The following is a 2,071-nucleotide window of genomic DNA, read 5'->3' as shown; positions in this document are numbered from 1 at the left end:
GCCCCGGCCCGCTCCCCCGGCCAATCCCGGCGACCCCGGAGAGGTACGCGACCTGATCAACCAGTTCGAGGCGGGCGTCGCCCGTGCACTGCGCGAAGCCCGTCCAGACCGCCGCTACGAAGAAGGATCAAAACGGTGACCAGCCCGTACCTGCACGAAAACGTCGAGCACCAGCACCCCGGCAACCTCAGCCCGGAGGCCCGCACGTTCAACTGGCTGCTCGACTCGTTCACCTCCAGCACGGCCGGTGTGGTGGAGGCGATCGCGGTCTCCTCCGACGGGCTGCTTATGGCCATGTCGGCGATCAAGGACCGGTCGAACGCCGAACGCCTCGCCGCCGTGGTCTCCGGCATGACGAGCCTCGCCGGCGGCGCGGCGAGCTGGTACGCCCTCGGCGGCCTGAACCGGGTGATCGTCGACATGGCCGACGGCTACCTGCTGATCAGCGCGATCAGCGCCGGTTCGGTGCTCGGGGTGGTGGCCGACCGGTCGGCGAACCTCGGCACCGTGGCGTACGAGATGACCCTCTTTGCCGGACGGGCCGGCGGTGCCCTCACCCCGCGACTGATCGCCGAGCTGAAGAACGCCGTCCAGCAGTGAGCCCGGACGTCGCCGGCACCGGGCCGGATCCGGAACCCGCCGTCCGGATCCGGCCCTACCTGCGGGCGTCGTCCCCAGGCGACGATCTTCCCGGCCGGGACCCGGAGCTGCCGGCCGGACCACGCCCGTTCGTGCTGACCTCCGGCAGGGTGGCCGGGGTGGACCCGGCGATCAGCCTGGAGACCCAGGTGACCGCCCGGCCCGACCCCGGCGCCCGGGGCGCGAAGCCGGCCTTCCGGCTCACCCCCGAGCTCCAGGCGATCATCGCGCTCTGCGGGGAACCGATATCGGTGGCGGAGATCTCGGCTCGGACCCGGCTGCACTTCGGCGTCACCCGGGTCCTCGTCGGTGACCTCCGGGCCGCCGGCCACCTCGACGTGCACGTCAGCACCGCCAACGACGCCCTTGACCCCGACATCATCCTGCGAGTGATTGATGGACTCCGTGCGATCTCCTGAATGGCCGCCGGCCCCGCTGGGCGGACTCGCCGCCAACAGCGCCGCCGCCCGCTACGGCACCCCGGCGGGTGCCACGCCGGCCACCGGGCGCGCCACGCCGCCATCGCCGTACCGGCCGCAGGCCGGGCCACGGCACGGCGCACCGGACATCGGTACGGGCCGAACCCCGCCCCCGATCCCGGTCAAGCTCCTCGTCGCCGGCGGCTTCGGGGTGGGCAAGACCACCACGGTCGGGGCCATCTCGGAAATCGCGCCCCTGACCACCGAGGCGGAGATGACCAGCGCCGGGATCGGCATCGACGACCCCGGCGCGCGGTCCGGCAAGACCACCACCACGGTGGCGATGGACTTCGGCTGCGTGACGATCGACCACAGCCTAAAGCTCTACCTCTTCGGTACCCCCGGCCAGTCCCGCTTCGGGTTCATGTGGGACGACCTGGCCCGGGGGGCGCTCGGCGCGCTGGTGGTGGTGGACAGCGCACGGCTGGACGACTGCTACCCGGCGATCGACTTCTTCGAGCGGGCCGGGCTGCCGTTCGTCGTCGGGGTGAACGCCTTCGACGGCCAGGTGGCCCTGGACCTCGCCTCGATCCGGTGGGCCCTGGCCATCTCCGACCAGGTGCCCCTGGTGCAGTTCGACGCCCGGGACCGGCTCTCGGTCCGAGACGCCCTGCTGGTCGTCCTGGACCGGGCGTTGGACCGGGCCACCCGGGACAGGAGGGACTGAACCGGCCCGGTTCGGTCCACGCGCGGAAGGGTGGCGACATGAGAGGTGACCTGGACGAGACACTGGCCCGGCTCGCCCGACGTGAGGAGGCGCTCCGCCGGCGGGGCGTGGACCCGGGTGACGAGTCCGGCCGGGAACCGGCTGCCCCGGGGGAGAACCCGGCCCGGTGGGACGGGTTGGACGCCACTACGGCCCTGCGGGCCGAGCCGGGACGTGGCACCATCCCGGCTCCGCAGGCCGAGCCGGGAATCGACGCCGACCAAAACTCGGCGGCCCCCCTGCTTCC

The 2,071-nt window shown here is 72.8% G+C and carries 3 protein-coding genes and 1 pseudogene; all 4 read left to right on the top strand.

Annotation, left to right across the window (positions count from 1 at the left end):
* Window positions 1-135 precede the first annotated feature (135 nt).
* Window positions 136-600 carry a roadblock/LC7 domain-containing protein gene (locus E1258_RS32270; RefSeq protein ID WP_007073274.1) on the top strand — a complete coding sequence of 155 codons (465 nt, stop codon included), beginning with the start codon at window positions 136-138 and terminating at the stop codon, window positions 598-600.
* Window positions 597-1,058 carry a DUF742 domain-containing protein gene (locus E1258_RS32265; RefSeq protein WP_132407719.1) on the top strand — a complete coding sequence of 154 codons (462 nt, stop codon included), beginning with the start codon at window positions 597-599 and terminating at the stop codon, window positions 1,056-1,058. The genes E1258_RS32270 and E1258_RS32265 overlap by 4 nt, the downstream gene beginning before the upstream one ends.
* Window positions 1,036-1,785, top strand: a complete 750-nt coding sequence (locus tag E1258_RS32260; protein WP_207919916.1) for an ATP/GTP-binding protein — start codon at window positions 1,036-1,038, stop codon at window positions 1,783-1,785. Before E1258_RS32265 ends, E1258_RS32260 begins: the two co-directional genes overlap by 23 nt.
* Before the next feature lie 38 nt (window positions 1,786-1,823).
* A pseudogene (locus E1258_RS32255) lies at window positions 1,824-2,071 on the top strand (hypothetical protein); the annotation flags it as partial.

This window comes from Micromonospora sp. KC207 (assembly GCF_004348615.1).
GTDB lineage: Bacteria > Actinomycetota > Actinomycetes > Mycobacteriales > Micromonosporaceae > Micromonospora.
The sequence above is the reverse complement of the archived record's forward strand: the minus strand, read 5'-3'. Positions and strand labels throughout refer to the sequence as shown.

What these genes read in the sequence shown, in the direction of transcription:
- E1258_RS32260 (WP_207919916.1), top strand. Translation starts at nt 1,036, where the DNA reads ATGGACTCCGTGCGATCTCCTGAATGGCCGCCGGCCCCGCTGGGCGGA.